This is a genomic window from Vagococcus sp. QWL-13, assembly GCF_058683555.1.
Genome location: NZ_CM178746.1, coordinates 85,001 through 104,444 on the forward strand (window position 1 = coordinate 85,001; position 19,444 = coordinate 104,444).

Annotated in this window: 19 protein-coding genes; 10 read left to right on the forward strand and 9 right to left on the reverse strand. The window is 41.1% G+C overall.

Annotated features, from left to right (window positions below):
• Positions 1 to 79: 79 nt before the first annotated feature.
• Both trpB and AC4PHI_RS00430 read right to left on the reverse strand, forming a co-directional pair.
• Positions 80 to 1,297, reverse strand: coding sequence for a tryptophan synthase subunit beta (gene trpB / locus AC4PHI_RS00425; protein ID WP_492200375.1), 1,218 nt, complete (start codon positions 1,295 to 1,297; stop codon positions 80 to 82).
• A gap of 161 nt (positions 1,298 to 1,458) precedes the next feature.
• Entirely contained in the window at positions 1,459 to 1,740 is a 282-nt protein-coding gene (locus AC4PHI_RS00430; protein ID WP_492200376.1) for a hypothetical protein, read from the reverse strand.
• 295 nt (positions 1,741 to 2,035) lie between these two features.
• Here AC4PHI_RS00430 and AC4PHI_RS00435 point away from each other — a divergent pair, with 295 nt between their 5' ends.
• From AC4PHI_RS00435 to gor, 5 genes are all read left to right on the forward strand, one after another.
• Positions 2,036 to 2,512 (forward strand): CtsR family transcriptional regulator, encoded by a 477-nt coding sequence (locus AC4PHI_RS00435; RefSeq protein WP_492200377.1) that lies wholly within the window; start codon positions 2,036 to 2,038, stop codon positions 2,510 to 2,512.
• Between the two features lie 4 nt (positions 2,513 to 2,516).
• On the forward strand, positions 2,517 to 5,003 hold the full coding sequence (locus tag AC4PHI_RS00440) for an ATP-dependent Clp protease ATP-binding subunit (RefSeq protein WP_492200378.1): 2,487 nt from the start codon (positions 2,517 to 2,519) through the stop codon (positions 5,001 to 5,003).
• Positions 5,004 to 5,169: 166 nt separating this feature from the next.
• Positions 5,170 to 6,096 carry a peptidase U32 family protein gene (locus AC4PHI_RS00445; RefSeq protein WP_492200379.1) on the forward strand — a complete coding sequence of 309 codons (927 nt, stop codon included), beginning with the start codon at positions 5,170 to 5,172 and terminating at the stop codon, positions 6,094 to 6,096.
• 2 nt (positions 6,097 to 6,098) lie between these two features.
• Complete coding sequence (locus tag AC4PHI_RS00450) at positions 6,099 to 7,343, forward strand: peptidase U32 family protein (RefSeq protein WP_492200380.1); 1,245 nt, start codon at positions 6,099 to 6,101, stop codon at positions 7,341 to 7,343.
• Positions 7,344 to 7,547: 204 nt separating this feature from the next.
• Positions 7,548 to 8,897: a glutathione-disulfide reductase gene (gor, locus tag AC4PHI_RS00455; RefSeq protein ID WP_492200381.1), complete on the forward strand. Its 1,350-nt coding sequence runs from the start codon at positions 7,548 to 7,550 to the stop codon at positions 8,895 to 8,897.
• Positions 8,898 to 9,075: 178 nt separating this feature from the next.
• Here the strand turns inward: gor and AC4PHI_RS00460 are convergent, their stop codons facing one another.
• From AC4PHI_RS00460 to AC4PHI_RS00475, 4 genes are all read right to left on the reverse strand, one after another.
• A complete protein-coding gene (locus AC4PHI_RS00460) occupies positions 9,076 to 9,633 on the reverse strand; it encodes an NADPH-dependent FMN reductase (RefSeq protein ID WP_492200382.1) in 558 nt (185 codons plus the stop codon).
• Between the two features lie 86 nt (positions 9,634 to 9,719).
• Positions 9,720 to 10,556: a CPBP family intramembrane glutamic endopeptidase gene (locus tag AC4PHI_RS00465; protein ID WP_492200383.1), complete on the reverse strand. Its 837-nt coding sequence runs from the start codon at positions 10,554 to 10,556 to the stop codon at positions 9,720 to 9,722.
• Between the two features lie 89 nt (positions 10,557 to 10,645).
• Complete coding sequence (locus AC4PHI_RS00470) at positions 10,646 to 10,819, reverse strand: DUF6019 family protein (protein WP_492200384.1); 174 nt, start codon at positions 10,817 to 10,819, stop codon at positions 10,646 to 10,648.
• Between the two features lie 332 nt (positions 10,820 to 11,151).
• Complete coding sequence (locus tag AC4PHI_RS00475) at positions 11,152 to 11,946, reverse strand: helix-turn-helix domain-containing protein (protein WP_492200385.1); 795 nt, start codon at positions 11,944 to 11,946, stop codon at positions 11,152 to 11,154.
• A 256-nt stretch (positions 11,947 to 12,202) separates the two neighbouring features.
• Between AC4PHI_RS00475 and AC4PHI_RS00480 the strand changes: the two genes are divergently transcribed.
• Entirely contained in the window at positions 12,203 to 12,790 is a 588-nt protein-coding gene (locus AC4PHI_RS00480; protein WP_492200386.1) for a helix-turn-helix domain-containing protein, read from the forward strand.
• Positions 12,791 to 12,998: 208 nt separating this feature from the next.
• On the opposite strand, the gene AC4PHI_RS00485 is transcribed toward AC4PHI_RS00480, so the two are convergent.
• Positions 12,999 to 13,529, reverse strand: a complete 531-nt coding sequence (locus AC4PHI_RS00485; protein ID WP_492200387.1) for an LURP-one-related/scramblase family protein — start codon at positions 13,527 to 13,529, stop codon at positions 12,999 to 13,001.
• 21 nt (positions 13,530 to 13,550) lie between these two features.
• A complete protein-coding gene (locus tag AC4PHI_RS00490) occupies positions 13,551 to 14,420 on the reverse strand; it encodes a Cof-type HAD-IIB family hydrolase (protein WP_492200388.1) in 870 nt (289 codons plus the stop codon).
• 195 nt (positions 14,421 to 14,615) lie between these two features.
• Between AC4PHI_RS00490 and AC4PHI_RS00495 the strand changes: the two genes are divergently transcribed.
• The 4 genes from AC4PHI_RS00495 (at position 14,616) to AC4PHI_RS00510 (ending at position 18,024) form a co-directional block, all read left to right on the forward strand.
• Entirely contained in the window at positions 14,616 to 15,287 is a 672-nt protein-coding gene (locus AC4PHI_RS00495; protein ID WP_492200389.1) for a uracil-DNA glycosylase, read from the forward strand.
• A gap of 123 nt (positions 15,288 to 15,410) precedes the next feature.
• Complete coding sequence (pta, locus tag AC4PHI_RS00500) at positions 15,411 to 16,388, forward strand: phosphate acetyltransferase (protein ID WP_492200390.1); 978 nt, start codon at positions 15,411 to 15,413, stop codon at positions 16,386 to 16,388.
• 162 nt (positions 16,389 to 16,550) lie between these two features.
• Positions 16,551 to 17,048 carry a tRNA (adenosine(37)-N6)-threonylcarbamoyltransferase complex ATPase subunit type 1 TsaE gene (gene tsaE, locus AC4PHI_RS00505; RefSeq protein WP_492200391.1) on the forward strand — a complete coding sequence of 166 codons (498 nt, stop codon included), beginning with the start codon at positions 16,551 to 16,553 and terminating at the stop codon, positions 17,046 to 17,048.
• A 91-nt stretch (positions 17,049 to 17,139) separates the two neighbouring features.
• Positions 17,140 to 18,024: an alpha/beta hydrolase gene (locus AC4PHI_RS00510; RefSeq protein ID WP_492200392.1), complete on the forward strand. Its 885-nt coding sequence runs from the start codon at positions 17,140 to 17,142 to the stop codon at positions 18,022 to 18,024.
• Between the two features lie 388 nt (positions 18,025 to 18,412).
• Here the strand turns inward: AC4PHI_RS00510 and AC4PHI_RS00515 are convergent, their stop codons facing one another.
• Positions 18,413 to 19,417 (reverse strand): acrylyl-CoA reductase family protein, encoded by a 1,005-nt coding sequence (locus AC4PHI_RS00515; RefSeq protein WP_492200393.1) that lies wholly within the window; start codon positions 19,415 to 19,417, stop codon positions 18,413 to 18,415.
• Between the last annotated feature and the right edge of the window lie 27 nt (positions 19,418 to 19,444).

Genomic DNA, 19,444 nt, shown 5'->3' on the forward strand with positions numbered 1-19,444 from the left:
TAAAAAACCTCTGCAAACCATATGGTTTGCAGAGGTTTTTTTGAATTTTTTCAAATAGTTCTCCTTACCGCTTTCTGATTTACCGAGTACCATATTTTTCAATGATATAATCCATGTCTTTGTCCCCTCTTCCAGAGAGGTTGATAAGAACAGAGCCTTTGCCCATAGTCTTGGCAAGTTTCATTCCGTAGGCAACAGCATGGGAGCTTTCAATAGCCGGGATAATCCCTTCCATTCGGGAAAGCTCAAAGAAGGCGTCAATAGTTTCATCATCGGTAATCGCCTCATATTTTACTCTGCCGAGATCGTGCAAGAAGGCATGTTCAGGGCCGCTGGAAGGATAATCCAGACCGGAGGCAACTGAATATACAGGTGCAGGTTCGCCATGTTCATCTTTCAGCATAATGCTGTTGAAACCATGCATGATACCCTCTTCACCATAAGTAAGACTGGCAGCATGGTCGCCCAACTTGCTTCCTTTGCCCAGAGGTTCCACACCGTAAATATCAACGGGATCGTTCAGGAAACCGGAGAATAGACCCATGGAATTAGAGCCTCCTCCCACACAGGCAACGATGGCATCAGGAAGCTCACCCGTCATTTCAAGGAACTGTTCCCTTGCCTCGATACCTACCACACTCTGGAAGTCACGCACCATCATCGGGAAGGGATGGGGGCCGACAACTGAGCCGATACAATAAATGGCATCTTTATAGTCTTGGAGGTAAGCTGTAAAAGCAGCATCCACAGCCTCCTTTAAAGTTGCCAGTCCCTCTGTCACTTCTACAACCTTGGCACCTAAGATTTTCATTCTGGCAACGTTGGGTGCCTGTTTTTTGATGTCTACTGATCCCATATAGATGTCGCATTCCAAGCCAAAGTATGCAGCAGCAGTTGCAAGGGCTACACCGTGCTGACCAGCACCGGTTTCAGCGATGATTTTCTTCTTGCCCATATATTTAGCAAGCAATGCCTCGCCCATACAGTGATTGAGTTTGTGTGCGCCAGTATGGTTTAAATCTTCACGCTTCACATAAAGTTGAACATTTCCGAGTTTTCCGGACAATCTTTCCAAATAGGAAATAGGAGTAGGTCTTCCCTGAAACTCTTTGCGAATGCGGCGCAGTTCATTGATAAATTTTGAGGATTTACATATCGTTTGATAGGCATCATTGATTTCATCCATAGCGTTCTGCAATTCAGGCGGAATGTAGGAACCGCCGTATTTGCCAAAATAGCCGTTGGCATCGGGATAGTTTTTAAAGTAGGTGTTGAATTCAATTTCGTTAAATTTCATTTTATTTTCCTCCAATATAGATAAAGTTTAGGTTAGTGTTGATTTGATACGTTATTCTTGATGTAATTTCTTTTCTAGGCGCAGGGGCGCCACCAGCGTTTGGTAAATAACATTGCATTAACCTCCTAAAATAGAAAAACTCCTTTGACTTATATTTCATGTCAAAGGAGTTCATGTAAACAAAAAACGCCCTTGACAGAAATATCTACTCTGTCAAGGACGAATAAGTACAAATGTTGTACGATATTATTCGCGGTGCCACCTTGATTCACGGTATGTTCCGTGCGCTTAGCAGGATACTGACATATCCCTGGCAATTGACGTATGCCCACACGTTGCAGAATACTTTGGGAATTCCCATTTGACTGCACCCTCAGCGGTCCATTTGACAACGTGTTTCTTACCTGACTCTCAGCACCACAGGTTCTCTGTAAAGGCATCATTGCCGTTATCTCCGCATCAACGGTTTGATTTACTAAATTGTATGATATTTTAGCATCGAAATTCTTCCCTGTCAATAGCGTTCACTGAATAATTATCGACTCTTTGCTTTTTAACGATGACCTTCTTGTTTATTGAAAGTCCGGGAGGCAGATTTTTATATCGATATTAACTCCTGTTTTAAAGAAAGAGTTGTTGGGGACTTTTTTTTTACAATCAAACTTCTTTCCCTTTAACAGCAAGTTTTGTATAATACTAAGTAAGGTCAAATATAGTCAAAAAGCAAGGTGAATACACATGAGTCATCAAAGTATGTCGGATTTGATTGAACAGTATCTCAAATCAATTTTAAATGAAACAGAAGAAGAAATTATTGAAATCCGCCGCTCAGAAATGGCAGATTTGTTCAGTTGTGTGCCGTCTCAAATCAACTATGTGATTAATACGCGGTTTACTTTGGCTCAGGGCTATACCGTAGAAAGCAAGCGGGGCGGCGGAGGGTATATCCGCATTCAACGTGTGGAATTAAGTTCTCATGATGAAGTCTTGTCCTATTTACAAAAAAACATCGGTACACAATTAACGTATAAGGATGGCGTTGCCGTTCTACAGCAATTGTATAATTATGATATCATAAGCAAAAGAGAAGCTGAATTGCTGGTATCAATTATCAGCTATGAAGCAATCGGCAAGCAAAATCCGAGTGAAGATAATGTCAGGGCTGCTATAATAAAAGCGCTGTTGGATCGTCTTCGTTATGAAGAAAAGAGGTAAGAATATGGAGCGGACATTTACAGAAAAAGCAAAAAAAGTATTACTGATTGCTCAAGAAGAAGCAAAAAACTTTCGTCATCAGTCGGTGGGCTCTGAGCATTTATTGCTGGGGCTGGTAATCGAGCAGGATGGCGTGGCAGGTAAAATATTACGTCAATTTGACGTGCAGGAAGCAGATTTGCGTGACGAAATCGCCAATTTAACTGGGTATGGCACCATGAGAAAAAGACAGGTCATCCCTTATTTGCCGTATTCCCCTAGAACGAGACAAATCTTGGCTTTTTCCCAAGACGAAGCTAAGAGACTTCGTTCCCCCCAAGTGGGGACGGAACATATTTTATTAGGGATTTTGAGAGATGATGAAATTTTAGCCTCACGAATTTTAAGAAATTTCGGATTGGACTTGGCTAAAACCAGACAGATGGTCCTTAAAAAAATGGGATTGACTGAGGGCAAAGGAATGAAAACAGGCAACCGCAGACCTAATACACGGGAAGCAAATTCGATGGAAGACAGCAGCACCCCTGTTTTGGATTCATTGGCTCGTGATTTAACGGCCTTGGCGAAAGCTAAAAAAATGGATCCTGTGGTTGGCCGTCAAAATGAAGTGAAACGCCTGATTCAAATATTGAGCCGCAGAACTAAAAATAATCCCGTTTTGGTTGGGGAGCCCGGTGTTGGGAAAACAGCCATTGCTGAAAGTCTGGCGCAAAAAATCGTCGAAGGTTCTGTGCCGGAGGAAATGTCTGCCAAACGTCTGATGATGCTGGACATGGGCTCGGTAGTCGCCGGAACTAAATACCGAGGCGAGTTTGAAGACCGCATGAAAAAAGTTGTAGAGGAAATTTATCAAGACGGCAACGTGATTTTATTTATTGACGAGCTCCATACTTTGATTGGTGCAGGAGGCGCTGAAGGGGCGATCGACGCATCGAATATTCTGAAACCAGCCTTAGCTCGTGGTGAATTACAGACAGTCGGCGCCACAACTTTGGATGAATATCAAAAATATATTGAGAAGGATTCCGCGTTGGAGCGGCGTTTTGCAAAAGTTCAGGTGGATGAACCGTCAGCAGAGGATACTGTGGAGATTTTAAAAGGGATTCGTCCAAAATACGAAGAACATCACAAGGTGAATATTACCGATGAAGCGCTAGAAGAGGCAGTGAATTTATCCGTTCGTTACATCACTTCCCGCCAGTTGCCGGATAAAGCGATTGATTTGATTGATGAAAGTGCAGCTAAAGTAAGATTAAGTGATTCTGACAAGGTTTCTCCGAGAGTGGCTTTGATGAGCAAGCTGGAAGAACTCCAAGAAGCCAAAGAAGCGGCTATCTTGGAACAAAATTTTGAATCAGCTTCTGGTTTGAGAAAACAGGAAAAGCGTCAGCAAGAAAAACTTTTGAAATATGACCAAATGCAGGCAGAAAAAAACAGTTACGAGCGTTCGGTGACAGTCATGGATATCGAAGAAGTCGTGTCTCAATGGACAGGGATTCCTTTACAGCAGTTGGAGAAGAAAGAAAGCGAACGTTTGCTTAATTTGGAAAAAGTTTTGCACCAACGTGTGGTCGGACAAGAAGAAGCAGTGGAAGCTGTTTCCCGTGCGATTCGCCGTGCGAGAAGTGGATTGAAAGATCCGAAACGTCCTATCGGTTCCTTTATGTTCTTAGGTCCTACGGGAGTTGGGAAAACAGAATTGGCCAAAGCGTTGGCGGAAGCCATGTTTGGTTCAGAGGATGCGTTAGTCCGGGTTGATATGTCAGAATATATGGAAAAACACACCACCAGCCGCCTGATTGGTTCACCGCCAGGCTATGTGGGTTATGATGAAGGCGGTCAATTGACTGAAAAAATCCGTCAAAAACCATATTCGGTCATTCTTTTTGATGAGGTAGAAAAAGCTCATCCGGATATTTTCAACGTCTTGCTGCAAGTGCTGGATGACGGTCATTTGACTGATGCCAAAGGACGCCAAGTAGACTTTAAAAATACTATTTTAATCATGACATCCAATGTTGGGGCGACTGCTTTAAAAGAGGATATCTCGGTTGGTTTTAATGTGCTTGATATCACTCAGGACCATAAAGCAATGCAAGATAAAATCATGGAAGAACTGAAAAAAGCTTTCCGTCCGGAATTCTTGAATAGAGTGGATGAAACAATCGTTTTCCGTTCTTTGGTCAAAGAGGAATTGCGTGAAATCGTGAAAATCATGTCCCGTTCTGTGATTGAACGTTTAGCAGAGCAGGACATTGAGTTGAAAATCACATCAAAAGCATTGGATGTGATTGGTAAAGTTGGTTTCGACCCTGAGTACGGTGCACGTCCGTTGAAACGGGCTCTGCAAAAAGAGATTGAGGACAAACTCAGCGAAGAGTTGTTGTCCGGAAAGATTGCTACTGGGGATAAAGTAACTATTGGCGCTACGAAAGGCAAGATCACAGTTAGTGTGAAAACCCCTGCACCGGATAAAATTTTGCCAGTGTAGTCAGTAAAAGCACAAGTTCCAGAGAATGCGGGATAGAACTGTTATATTTAAGTGATTGTATTCTTAAATATAACAGTTTTTTGCTGGTGTCAGTAATGAAAACGTCTTGGTTTTTCATGAAACTTGTGATAGTATAGCAATGATTATTGAGGGGAGAAATTTAAGGATGAAGATTAATATTACCGCTACAGTGGCATCCCTCTCGCAGGCCGAGAAACTTTTGGAAGCTGGAGTGGACACCCTTTATTTTGGCGGCAAAACATTTGGTCTGAGATTACCATATAATTTTTCGTTGGAGGAACAGCAGGCGTTGACTGAACTTTCGCACCGGTTTGGCAAAAAAGTCACCGTAGCAGTCAATGGTTTGATGCATCCGGAAAAAATGAAGCAGCTGCCGGCGTATTTGAAATTTTTGGAAGAAATCAAAGTAGATGCTGTCGCGGTAGGGGATGCGGGAGTGGTCCACGTCATCAGACGGGACAAGTTCCGTCTGCCTTTTATATATGATGGACATACGATGGTGACAAGTGCCCGACAAATGAATTTTTGGTATCGGCGTGGGGCAATCGGCTCAGTTGTTGCCAGAGAAGTTCCCTATCTGGAGCTTAAAGAGATGAAAAATAAATTATTGGGGTTTGGGGAAATACTAGTCTATGGTGCCACTTGCATCCATCAGTCCAAGCGCCCTCTTTTAGAAAATTATTTTAATTTTGTTGAAGCAGGACCTAAGGATACGACGAGGGAAAGAGACTTGTTTTTATCTGAACCGAAAAAAACTGAGACACATTATTCCATTTATGAAGATGAACACGGCACGCATATTTTTGCGAATAATGATCTTAATCTGATGGAGCAGCTGGGTAAACTGGCGGAGTTGAATTTTCTACATTGGAAGCTGGACGGTCTTTACACACCGAGTGATAATTTTGTGGAAATCGCTAAGCAGTTTGTCAAAGCTAGAGAGGCTCTTGAGCAGGGACGATGGGATGAGAGTCTGGCTAAAGAATTAAGCAGCAATGTCTGTTCTTTACATCCTGAAAACCGGGAGCTTGACACAGGATTCTTTTTGATGGATCCGGAAGAGGTGAAATAAGCATGGAAATAGTCAAAAAGCAATTGAAGCGTCCCGAGGTATTGGCACCGGCAGGAACGCTTGAGAAATTAAAAACAGCGATTCACTACGGGGCAGATGCAGTGTATATCGGCGGAGATGCTTACGGTCTGCGCAGCCGGGCGGGCAATTTTTCTTTTGATGAAATGTCTGAAGGAGTGGCTTTTGCTAAGAAGCATCAAGCAAAGGTTTATGTGGCCGCAAATATGGTAACGCACGAACACGATGAAGAAGGGGCAGGAGAATTTTTCCGGCGGTTGAGAGATATAGGCATCAATGCGGTCATCATTTCTGACCCTGCATTGATAGAGATATGTGCGACAGATGCTCCGGGACTGCCCATCCATTTGTCCACCCAGTCTTCTGCCACTAACTTTGAAACCTTAGAGTTTTGGAAAAATGAAGGACTGGAGCGGGTGGTACTGGCCCGTGAAGTTTCCATGGACGAAATCAAAACGATTCGTGAGCATACAGATGTTGAAATAGAAGCCTTTATCCACGGAGCCATGTGTATATCCTACTCCGGGCGCTGCACATTATCTAATCATATGGCGAAAAGAGACGCAAATCGCGGGGGCTGCTGTCAGTCTTGCCGTTGGAAGTATGATTTGTATGACATGCCTTTTTCCGGTGAGAGACACTCCCTAGTGGATGATTTTGACACGACAGAACCTTTCTCTATGAGTGCCGTCGATATGTCTATGATTGAATATATCCCCCAGCTGATAGAAAACGGTGTGGATAGTTTTAAAATCGAGGGGCGGATGAAGTCTATTCATTATGTTTCCACAGTGGCCAATGTGTACAAAGCTGCTGTAAATAGTTACATGGAAGATCCGGAAAACTATACTTGTAAACAAGAGTGGATCGATGAGTTGTGGAAAGTGGCTCAGCGGGAGCTGTCTACCGGCTTTTATTTTGGAACGCCAAGTGAAAATGAGCAACTATTTGGTGCACGGCGTAAAATCCCCTCATACAGTTTTATCGGAGAAGTTCTTTCCTATGACGAAGAAACAAAAATCGCAACTATCCGGCAGCGTAATCACTTTAGCGTGGGAGATGAAATCGAGTTTTACGGCCCCGGTTTCCATCATTTTGAGCAAAAAGTTGACGTGATGTGGAACGATGAGGGAGAGGCCATCGACAGGGCACCAAATCCGATGATGGTGTTGACCATGCCCGTTGCACAACCTGTCAGCGTTGGGGATATGCTCCGCAAGAAAAAGTAGTTTTGGCAGTTGACCCTCTTAGTCAATCTGATTCTTAGAAGACACAATATTCGTTGTCTTCTTTTTTCTTTTGAAAGAAAAGATGGATATTTATGGAGATTTTAAAGATCATGGTCAGATGTATTGCAATCTGTTTATGACTTTCTGTATAATTTAAAGGAGTGTTAACGTTTATATGTTCAGAATAGAAAGGAATTTAGGATCATGGCAACCTACGATTATATAGTAATAGGCGGGGGAAGCGGCGGGATTGCATCGGCCAACCGGGCGGGGATGTATGGCGCTAAGGTTCTCCTGATTGAAGCAAATAAAATTGGCGGGACGTGTGTCAATGTGGGATGTGTCCCCAAAAAAGTTCTTTGGGAGGCGTCCACGCTTCGGGAAAACATTTTACTTGATGCGGAAAGTTACGGTTTGGATGTGGAGTTGAAAGCAACGGATTTCAAACAGCTTGTAAAAAATCGTCAAGCATACATCGAGCGTTTGCATGGGCATTATGATAAAGGATTGGCACACAATAACGTCACAGTGCTGAAGGGCTTTGCTAAATTTGTTGATGAGAAGACAATTGAAGTCAACGGTCAAACCTTTACTGCCCCTCATATTTTGTTGGCTACCGGTAATCATACCGAGTTTCCTGATATCCCGGGAGCAGAACACGGGGTTGATTCGGATGGCTTTTTTGACTGGGAAGATCTTCCTGAAAAGGTTGTGATTGCTGGAGCGGGTTATGTTTCGGTAGAGCTGGCGGGATTGCTCCATGGTTTGGGCGTTGAGGTCCATCTAGCGTTTCGTTACGACCGCCCACTACGTTCTTTCGACGAAGAAATCGTTAGAGAGATGATGGCGATTTACGAACAAGAAGGGATTCATCTGCATTCTCATTCGATACCTGAGAAAGTTGTTAAGCAAGAGGATGACAGTTTGGTCATTCGTTTTGAAAGCGGCGAAAAGATTGAGACAGACCGATTGATTTGGGCAGTGGGGCGCAAACCTAACATTGAAAACCTAGGTTTGGAAAAGACCTCTGTGGTTACCGATGAAGACGGCTTTGTGAAGGTGGATAAGTATCAGAATACCACACAAAAAGGAATTTATGCCGTAGGAGATTTGATTGGCAAAGTGGACTTGACTCCTGTAGCTATCGCAGCAGGACGGCGCTTGTCAGAACGATTGTTTAACGGGAAAGAGGAAGAGTATCTGGACTACACCAATATCCCTACCGTTATTTTTACCCATCCGCCAATTGCGACAATCGGCTTGACGGAAGAGGAAGCACTGGCAAAATATGGGAAAGATGAAATAAAAATTTATCGCAGTCAGTTCAACCCGATGTTTTATGCCTTGCAGAAAAGAAAAATCAAAGCGACAATGAAGTTGGTTTGTTTAGGCAGTGAAGAAAAAATCATTGGTTTGCATGGCATTGGAATCGGTGTTGATGAGATGCTGCAAGGGTTTGCCGTAGCGATAAAAATGGGTGCGACCAAAAAAGATTTCGACCAAACCGTAGCAATCCATCCCACAGGGGCAGAAGAATTTGTGACCATGCGATAAGAAAAATGTCTGATGAAATAAAGAAATAAAAAAGCAAGAGACTGACTCAAAAGTCCCAAAATAAAGAACCCCCCATGACATCATTTTTTCAAAATAATGATGACATGGGGGGTTAATTTTTAAAGGTCTCTATTTCAGCTATGAAACCTACTTACAGGTCATGCTCTTATCACTGCGACTAATTAAATTTTCCAATCCAGTCAACAAAACTATTGACCAACAACTGGAAGAAATCTTGTGTGCCTTGGTTAACAAGAGCATCGTTTTCGTCATACAATTTATTTGAATAGGCAATGTATGCTTCAGGTTGCTGCATTGTCGGCATATTTAGGAAGACAAGTGATTGACGTAAATGGTGGTTGGCACCGAAGCCGCTGATAGCACCTGTGGATGAGCTTACTACAAAGGCCGGCTTGCCGTCCCAAACGCTTGAACCATAAGGGCGAGAGCCTACGTCTAAGGCGTTTTTCAAAGCACCGGGCACGGAACGGTTGTATTCTGGAGTGACAAAAATAAAAGCATCAATGTTTTTCAATTTGTTACGAAAAGCTGTCCAGTTTTCTGTCGGGCGGTTTTCATCGTCCAAGTCCTGATCGTACCATTCCAAGTTGCCGATTTCGATAAACTCTGTGGTAAACTCCTCTGGAAAAAGTTCTGCCAGTGAATGAGCAATCTTTTTACTAAAGGACCCTTTTCTCAGACTTCCTACTAAGATACCAATTGTTTTCTTTTCCATACTAAACACATCCTTGCTGATAGTCTTTGTATATTTAATGGTAACATAAAATTTTAGAAAACAACTATTTTATGCTTACTTATTGTTCATAGCAGTTCTGGAGTGAATACCATAACAAGAAACGGCAAAAGATTATTGATAAAATGTAGCATTATTGCTACTTCCAATCGTTGTGATTTGAGATAAACTAAACCAATGACAAGTCCCATGGCAGCATAAGTCAGAAACACAACGAATGATTCTGGAACATGGGGCAGACTAAAGAGGGCAGCACTGACGAGCAGGCCGATAAATTGCCCGCCTTTTTGGTTAGGGTCAGCCACATCTCCAAAACTGTTAATTACACAATAGCGGAAAATAATTTCTTCGCCGATTGGGGCCAATACACACAACAGTAAAAACAAAGTCAAGGGAGAAATTTGATTGGATAGGGCATAAATCGTTTCATTATTGTCTGTTGTAGCTTGTTCCATGAAAAATTGCAGCAAAAAATTACAGGAGAAAATGGCAAGATAGCCGATAACGACTCTCCTGATATTTTTCCAGCGAAAAACTTTTTTTTGTCGTTTATTCTGGGTTTTAAAGAGATAAAAACTGACGAATGCAAAAACAATCAAAAAGATGCTCACATTGGCCAATAATTCCTGATTGAGATAAATCAAAGTGCTAGGCAAAGAGTAAATGATAAAAAGTCCAAAAGCAGTCAAAAGACCGCCGAGGATTCTTAAAGGTGATTTCACAGTATCTTCCTCCGATGGCAGCTGGGTAATGTCTTGCGGAAAAACAGATAAAATGCGCACTGTTGGCTGTTGATGGCAAAGATAACTTGCTGTCAACAGCATCGTTTTTTTCCGGATGGCAAGAGATAATTTCCACTGCTGTTCTTTTAAGTAAATGTATAAACTTGATTTATTATAAATCAAAAAATCTGAATTCTCAATTTTTAGGTGATATTGAGCTAGGGAGTAAAAAAGAGGGGTTTATCTTTTGAAAGAAATAAAAAAAGAGACGACTAGTCATCTCTTTTTTCTTCGTTTTTCTGTCTGTCATTTTTAAAAAGATTGGATTCATTAATACCGTTTCTTACAGCGAGCTTAATGATGAAGTATAAAATGACCCCAACCAAGATCCAAAACAGCGGCACTATAAGCCAAAAAAATCGTGCCAAAGCAGGCAATTGTTCCACTGTGCTCCCCCCCTTTTCATGAAGCGACAATTAGTTCAAGTGAATAGATTTATAAGAAACGAGTTAGTTCCCAAACATTTACGACTTGCTTTTTACTGATGACAATTGACTGAAAGAGCGGGTATTTCGACAAAATGATGCTTGCTAAAACATTTAAGGAGTGATAATTGAGAACCTTTCAAACATATTATATCATTATTGTTTTAAACAGAAAAATAATTGTATTGTTGCAATACTTAAAAATTGAATAAGTGAAATTTGAAATACAACATCAAATTGTAAAGTGAGACCATCAATTTTTTAAAACGTTGTTGTTATAAACATCCTAAGGCCTATTTATTTTTTAAGTCAGATTTTTTTATAAGAGTCCAACTTTTTATATTGTGGTCCATATTTGTTCCGTCAGAACTATTCAGACCATATGTTGGAATAGACTTGGCAAGGCTGTTTATGTCTAAAATTTTTATATCTTTATTTTTTATCACTCTTTGCACATAGTTGTCATCAAGCTTTATATGTTCGTTTTCTCCGTATAACTTAGCATCTGATGAAATGATAAACGTATGCTCATTGTTTGACGGAAAGAGGGTGCGGCTGCCTCTGATATCGACATAGATATTGTCTTGATCTTGATCAAAATAGTAGCCTGTCTGGATAGCAGTAAATGATTTTTTTACTTTATATTTTATCTGATAGGAAACATCTTCTGGCAAAGTTACTTTTTCTTCGGTATCTGGGTTAACAACATCGATACTGGGATTTTTTTCTATTTTTATTGAAGTTATCTCAATATCAGAAGGTTTAAGTTGGATGCTTTGTCTTGTCCAAATAGAGTATAAAGTAAAGCAAATAATCATTAGCAGAATAATGATTATCCCTGTTAATAAGTGTTTTCTTTTGATGATGGTATTTAATTTTTTTGTCATTTTTTTATCTCCCTTCAATAGTTCATCAAGGGTCAAATCAAAAAAATCACTTAATTTCAGCAGCTGCTCTAAATCGGGATAACTTTTCCCATTCTCCCATTTAGAAATCAACGGCCGGCTAACAAATAATTCGTTAGCTAGTTCTTCTTGAGTCATATTTTTAGCAGTCCTGTTTTCTTTTATTATTTTTCCGATTTCCACTTGAATCACTTCCTTGAGATAATAATAAGTTGATTGTACTTTAATTAGCCAGAAACAAAAAGGAACATCGCATAAATTTGATGTTCTAAAAGCTAACAGGCAAGTTTTGCTTACATAACAGGTGATGATATCGATTAAAAACCTTGTTTGCTATAATGTAAACAAATGTATACACTAGATAACAGCCGATGGGGCTTACAGTAGGCAGATAATTATTTTATTTCGATGTACTCTGAATTCACTAGGAGGTAACAAAATGAACTTTAGCAAACAATTAAAAAAATATCGGGAATTGAACAACTTTTCCCAAGAAGCTTTGGCGGAAAAAATATACGTTACCCGTCAAACGATTTCCAAATGGGAAAACGATAAAACCTATCCTGATCTGCAAAATTTAATTGCTCTAAGTATTCTTTTTGATATTTCCCTAGATGAATTAGTGAAAGGGGACATGGATAAAATGAAAAAGATGATTAACCACGACGATATGGATAAGGATACGAAAGGGATGCTGCTTTTTTTAGTATTGATGTTAATCATAGGAGTTCCAAGTGTTGTTATTTGGGGCAACTGGGGTTTTATTCCGCCTGTTTTTTTATGGGTGATCAGTATGTATTTTGCACTCAGAGTTGAAAAATTTAAAAAGCAACATGATATTAAAACCTATAAAGAAATCGTTGCATTTTCAGAGGGGAAATCTAACTTAGCTGAATTGAGGGAACAAAGGGATAACAGAAAATATCTGAAAGAGAAAACACTTATTGTATTGTCATTTTCTTTAGTCATGGGTATTTTGGCTTTAATTATCGGGCTAATAACAGTTTTTTTAATGAACTTCTTTTAAAGAGGTTCATTTTTTATTTTGTCCGAATTTCACACGGGGCATAGAGAAACTGTTTGCACTATCAACAGGGGATAAAAAAAGAACCATCTGCCATTCACTGTGGGTAAAGTGAATGACAGACGATTCTAGAGAGGCGGTATGACTGGATTCTTTTATGACTGAATCATAAGGGTGTCCAGCCCTTTTTTATTTGGTGCTTCGCCTTTTTTTAAAACCCCAAGTTTCTCTGGGGGGACTGCTGTTTGAAAAATTTGTGTTCTTTTTTGCGGTCCGCTGACCAGTAATCCAGCACAGCTGCAATGCAGATGCAGATGGGAGCATACTCGTCTTGAGGCACATCCAGTTCATAGAAACTGCCTTTGGCGTGGTAAGTTTTTTCCATGCTCATAATTTTTCTTTGAAGTGAATAAATATTATACTCATGCTTGGGGATGTTTCCTACGACTACCCACGACAGCTGAGGGATAAAATAAAAATCTTTTTGAAAAGAAAAGACGCGTCTGAGACTGCCGACTTTTTTAAAATGATAGTAGATGTGAAATAAGGAGCCGATACCTGTGCCCCGTGAAATTTGTTGAACATTGGCCACCAGTTCCCCGTCAAACGTATAGAGTGATAGCACATCTCCACGAGCACCCCATTTTCCAACCATCAGAAAAATTGTTTTTCCTTCTTCATTGCGCACAATGGTCGGCTGTCTAGCGGTTAAAAGGTTTTCTTGAATATAATAACGCGACATCCTGAATCACCTCAATGCGTTTTACAGATTTTCTTCAATGGCACGGCGGATGGCTTTTCCTACTCCTGCTTCTGAGTGGACATCGGTCACATATTTTGCCACATTTTTAACGTCGATTTCCGCATTTCCCATGGCAAAGCTGACACCCGCCACACCCAGCATACTGACATCGTTTAAATTATCGCCGATGGTCATGACATTTTCCATCGGAATCCCCATTTTGTCGGCAATCCGTTTGACGGCGATTCCTTTTTGGGCGTATTGGTGATTGATTTCGATGTTGTTGGGATAGGAAGATGTTACGATCAAATCGGGTAACAACTCCACATTTTTTCGGATAGGTGCCAAAACTTTGGCTTCCTCGTGTGAAAAGGCGATAAATTTTAAAATTCTGACTGTATCGTCTTCAAGCAAGGTCTGATAATTTTCGATATATTTGATTGGCAGCACATCTAATTGAGAGGTAGCCATGGACAATGCCATCTTAAACGTCAAGTGGGGCATCATGTTTGCCAGATTCATCGCCATATTTTCTATCCTTTGGGCCGGACTGTTTGAATAAACGTGACCGTCCGCACAGATTTCAAAGTAGACCTGATCATCTTCCAAGGTTCGGACGATTTCGCTGGCACTGTCTTTGTTTATCTCAATGGTGAATAATTCATTTTGCTCTTTATCAAAAGCTTGTGCGCCATTTACAGCAATGATTGGACACTCTATTCCAACATCTTCCAATGGAGGACGTGCTTCAGACAAGTTTCTTCCAGTAGCGATTATGAATTTCACTCCATGCTCCTCAGCAAAACGGATAGCGTCGACATTTTCTTGCAGCACTTCCATTTTTTTGCCTAATAGTGTGCCATCCATATCGGATGCAATTAATTGTATCATCATTGTTCCTCCTTTTGCAGTTTACTCTCTCATTTTACCATTGATTAGGAAAAAACTATACCAATGAAACCAAAAAGAATATTTGCATGTTCCTTCCATGTTTAGTATTCTGAAAATGTAGGATTTAATGGAACGAAATAAAGCTTGCCAAGAGAAGAGGGCAGCGGAAACAATCGGGAAAAAGGAAGGGACGACATGAAAACAATCATCTTTAATAGCTGGCAGGACCAGCTGGCAGAAGAATTTCAAAAAGAGTATTATCTGCATTTGAGAAATTTTTTAAAACAGGAATACGCCACACAGACCATTTATCCGCCAATGGAAAATATATTTGAAGCTTTTCAGCGGACGCCTTATGAAAAAGTCAAAGTTGTGATTTTAGGGCAGGACCCTTATCATGGACCGGGGCAGGCCCATGGATTGAGCTTTTCAGTGATGCCGGATGTGGCACTGCCGCCTTCATTAAAGAATATTTATAAAGAACTGGAAAATGATTTAGGGATTCCTGCAAGTCCCCAAGGGAATCTGGAAGCTTGGACGAATCAGGGAGTGCTGCTGCTGAACACGGTGCTGACCGTTCGAAATGGACAGGCTAATTCTCATCATGGGAAAGGGTGGGAGCAATTGACAGATGTGGCTATTCAGAAATTAAACCAAAGAACTGCTCCTCTTATTTTTGTTTTATGGGGCAGACAGGCAAGGGATAAAAAAAGAATGATAGACACTCGTCGTCATTGTGTACTAGAAGCACCTCATCCAAGTCCGCTATCTGCTCATCGAGGTTTTTTCGGTTCTAAACCTTTTTCAAAAATCAATCAGCAGTTGAGCGAGTGGGGACAGGAGCCGATTGATTGGAGAACGAATTAAAACTGTTATAGTTTTTTAAAAGAATATTATAATCATTCTGATTTTTTTAAGTGAAAACCTGTTTTTTCAAAATGAAAAGGTGTATCATAGAAATTAGTAGGCGAAAAAAATGGAGGTAAGGAATTGGATATTTTAATTGGTTTGACTGCTAAGGTAAAAGGTAATGGTGTAAGAATCGTTTTTCCTGAAAGTTCTGACATCCGTGTGCTTGGAGCAGCGATTCGTTTGAAAAAAGATGCTGTTGTAGAACCTATCATGGTAGGTGTGAAGACAGAGGTGGAAACTTTTGCTAAAGAAAACGGCTTGGATGCTTCGTCACTTACGGTAATCGATCCGGCAACCTATGAGGCATTTGATGAGATGGTGGCAGCTTTTGTCGAACGCCGCAGAGGGAAAGCGACAGAGGATCAGGCACGTACGATATTAAAAGATGCTAATTACTTTGGTACGATGCTGGTATACATGGATAAAGCTGACGGAATGGTCAGCGGTGCCATTCATTCCACAGGGGATACTGTTCGTCCGGCACTGCAAATCATCAAAACAAAACCTGGAGTCAGCAGAACCAGCGGTGCATTTTTGATGATGCGCGGAGAAGAAAGCTATATTTTTTCTGATTGTGCCATCAATATCAACCCTGACGCTCAAGCATTGGGTGAGATTGCAGTGGAAAGCGCCAAGACAGCTGAAATGTTTGACATCGAACCGCGTGTTGCCATGTTGAGTTTTTCTTCTAAAGGCTCGGCAGCTTCAGAAGAAGTGACTAAGGTGGCTGAAGCAACAAAAATTGCACAGGAATTAGCTCCTAATTATCTGATTGATGGAGAATTACAATTTGATGCTGCATTTGTGGCATCTGTCGGCGAGCAAAAAGCACCCGGCTCTAAAGTAGCTGGACATGCCACCGTTTTTGTGTTCCCTGAAATCCAGTCAGGAAACATTGGTTACAAAATCGCACAACGTCTAGGCGGATACGAGGCGGTTGGTCCGATTCTTCAAGGATTGAACAAACCGATTTCTGATTTGTCCCGCGGATGTAATGAAGAGGATGTTTACAAACTTTCCATCATTACTGCTGCCCAGTTTTTAATCGAACAATAAAATCCTAAACGTCCTGATGAAACTGCTAAAAGATAGCTATCTTTTGGCAGTTTTTTTGTCGTCAGTGAGGTAAGTTTGGTACAATAAGTCTGAGAATTAAGAGTCAGTTTATCATTCTTTACAGATGATAGAGAGTCAATGGATGACTGAAAGAGGGATCAGATGAATAAAATTTGGATAAAAAATGAAGAGAATATGCTGAGCGTGGGAGAGGAAATCGGGGGAACACTGGAGTCTGGTGCTGTGCTGGTGCTGACCGGAGAGTTGGGCACAGGGAAAACGACACTGACTAAAGGAATCGCCAGAGGTTTAGGCATCAATCAAATGATTAAAAGTCCTACTTATACCATCGTCAGAGAATACACTAAGGGGCGTTTGCCTTTATATCACATGGACGTTTACCGTCTGACATCAGGCGAAGGGGAAAGTATCGGTTTGGAGGAATATTTTGACCGGGACGGTGTGGTCGTGATGGAATGGGGCACCAATCTTTTGGATGAATTGCCAGAGGATTATGTGGAAATCCTTTTGTCATACGAAAAGAGCCAAGGGGGACGCTTCCTTGAATTGACGGGCGCAGGAGACCAGGGGCAAAAAATTGCAGTTCAGCTGTCAAAAATTATCGCCGAAAAATCTAGTCAATTTAATCAAGGAAAGTAATAACCTGTTGGGAGATGCAATATAGCTTCAACTCAAAATCAAAACATAATTAAAAAATAATCATAAATTTGGATGTGAGGAGTGTGAGGGTGTGAAAAAATGCTACAAAAGGGAAAAAATATTTTTTGCTGCAGGGGTTTGTCTGGCAGGCATCGGCGCTTACAAACTGGTCAAGAGCATTCGGCAAGCCAAACAACGGACGGTTGCGGTGAAAAAAGAGGCACTTGCTCCCACATTAATGCTTCACGGGATTCACGGGGACAAACGCACCATGCAGAGAATGATCCGCAGATGGCATTTGGCAGGACTGGCTTATAAAGCTTTGGAAATCGAAATCACCAAAGACGGCGAGATGGTCATCGATGGTAGTTGGAATCGTAAAGATGAAAAGGGTTATCCGATTATTCAGGTTTTTTTTGAAAATAATGACGCCACACCAGTGCTTCAAGTCAGCTGGCTGTTAAAAATCATGACATTTTTAAATAAAAAACTTGGCATCACTGACATCAATATGCTGGGGCATTCCATGGGCGGTGTCGCTGTTTTAGGTTATTTGACTCAAGCTTCAAAATATGAAGAGATGACGCCGAAAGTGAAAAAATTTATTGCGCTAGGTTCCCCTTTCAAGGGAGAATTGGAAGATTCCTTGCTAAGTCAGGTGTACCAGCTGGAAAAGAATGGCAAAAGAAATTTTGACCGCTATTTTGATTTTTTCATGGCGGAACGGGCGGGAATCCCCAAAGATTTAGAAGTGTTGAACATTTACGGTGACTTGAATAATGGCAGTGAGAGTGACGGCATTGTTGCAACGAAAAATGCCGCAGTGTTAAAGGAAATGCTTGAAGGTATTGTGGATTCTTACGATGAGCACGTGATTAAAGGTCTGGGAGGACAACACACACTCCTTCATGAAAATTCAGAGGTGGACCGGCTGGTTGCCGATTTTTTGTGGCAAGATGAGAGAGTGCGCCAATAGTTTAGCGAGGCAGTTTGTTCTTAGAGACTTGAAGACCTAGTTGTGCAAACAAAAAAACTCCCAGCGTTCATCACTGGGAGTAAAGGAGATTTATTTACTTTGGAGGAGTAAATAATGAAAAAGATTTGTTAGGGTTGTTTGTTGGTATGCTTATAATATACTGGAGAAATGTGAAAATCGTGTGACTTTAATTAAACAAGTTGATGAAGTTTATGTTAAGAACTGTTTAAGAAAAAAATCGTTTGTAACACTCTCCCCGAAGCAAAAATATATTTCAGAATAGACCAAAGACACGTCATTTTTTGACGTGTCTTTTTGATTTATACTCTGTCCTTGTAGGGAGATTTAGGGTTTTAACCTTGCTGTTTCATATTAGGGACTTAAAATTTCACAACTTTACCAAGTATCGTCCGGTCATCTTGCCTTCGATTAGATGGGAGAAAAGGTTTGGAAGTTCTGTCAGAGTCACGGTTTTCTTTACGAACCTATCTAAATTTTCCGGTTTCAATTCATTGCCAAGCTGTTGCCACAAATTCACTCTTTCTTCATGTGAGATTTGAACAGAATCTATCCCCAACAAATTAATGCCTCTCAGAATAAAAGGCAGTACGGAAGCTTCAAAAGTCATGCCGCCAGCGTTGCCGCACAGACTGACACTGCCCTGATAGCTGACTTGAGGCAGGATTTTTTCCAACTGTTTCCCTCCCACTGTGTCCAAGACAAAATCGAATCGTTGTGCCATGAGTGGACGTAAGTTTTCAGGTGCCAATTCTTCTGGTGTTAAAGTGTCATCAACGCCGAGGTCGTCAAAAAAATCTTTAGAAAGTATTTTCTTTCTGGAGAGGGCGGTTATGTTTTCGTAACCTAATTTTTTCAGCATACCGATTGCTAAACTGCCCACACCACCGGAAGCTCCTGTGATTAGGACATGGGCTTGCTTATTTTCTGCTAACCCGTGTTTTAAAAGAGCGTTGACGGATAGAGCGGCAGTCACTCCCGCAGTGCCAAGAATCATCCCTTCTTTTAAAGACAAAGTATCGGGAAGTTTTACAACCCAATCGGCAGGAACCCGTGCGATTTCGCTATAACCGCCGTGATGGCTGACACCAAGTCCATATCCTGTCACAACCACAGAGTCTCCTTCCTGAAATCTTTTATCGGTTGAAGAAAGGACTTCCCCGCTTAAATCAATGCCGCCAATCAGAGGATAGTGGCGGATGACACCAGATTTGCTGTTGACAGCGGCAAGGGCATCTTTGTAGTTGACACTGGAATAAGCAACACGAATAATGACTTCGCCGGCAGAAAGATTTTCCAAAGTGTTCTCTTTAATCGCAGGGGAGACTTGTCCTTTTTCATCTAATTCGTAAACTAAACTCTTGAATGTTTTCATTGCGCTCTCCTTTAAAATTAGCTGTGT